Below are 704 nucleotides of genomic sequence, written 5' to 3' on the forward strand. Positions count from 1 at the left end.
ATCTTATATATACAACGGAAATTTATTATAGTGTAAAAAAATAATTTTCATGAATAAATCCTAAAAACTAGTACTGTCAGTGTCGATCAGCTTGATGTATCGCGGGTCTCTTTGTTACGGTACCTTTAGCAGGGATTACGAACTTATTTCCATTACATTAAATAATTATTCAAGGTATAGAAAATGAGAACTCATGTTGTTGAGGGTATGGTCAATACAATAGAAAAAATCGCTGAGGATGTTGGGCTTACCGAAGAAGAATACATGCTAGCGTTAGCTTTTTCGATGGCGATATTGATGGAACACAAAGGTAGTAATCTGATGGATATAGATATAAATGAACTGACGCTGGTTGTCGGCTTGAGGAAAAATGGTGCAGGGAACCCACCAGTAAAAGAAGGCAATAGCTCAGTACATTAATTGTGCAAGCCTGTATCCCTGTTCCGAAAACTTTGATTCTGGGTGAGCTATTACTCACGGGGTCCTTGATGTGCGATGATTATTCGGATTAGCCTGCGTCTGATGAGCAAATTCATGACATGAATGGTAAAGATATTAATGTAAGACTTTCTACCCCTGTGGTCACGTATAAATATATATCAATAAAATGAATGCATTCAGATATAAAACTGCTGTTTTCAGCAGCGGTAGATATTTATTCCGCATTTTTGTAAATAAATAGTTAGTGTGTCGTGTTATTGGTT

The 704-nt window shown here is 36.2% G+C and carries 1 protein-coding gene; it reads left to right on the forward strand.

Features of this window, described 5'->3' with window-relative positions:
- Positions 1 to 183: 183 nt before the first annotated feature.
- Positions 184 to 420, forward strand: coding sequence for a hypothetical protein (locus IM284_RS23220; RefSeq protein WP_047368677.1), 237 nt, complete (start codon positions 184 to 186; stop codon positions 418 to 420).
- The last annotated feature ends 284 nt before the right edge of the window (positions 421 to 704 follow it).

This window comes from Enterobacter cloacae complex sp. P12RS (assembly GCF_014895875.1).
Taxonomy (GTDB): domain Bacteria; phylum Pseudomonadota; class Gammaproteobacteria; order Enterobacterales; family Enterobacteriaceae; genus Enterobacter; species Enterobacter bugandensis.

Excerpts from the sequence above, each read along its gene's own strand:
- IM284_RS23220 (WP_047368677.1), top strand. The coding sequence starts at position 184 with ATGAGAACTCATGTTGTTGAGGGTATGGTCAATACAATAGAAAAAATC.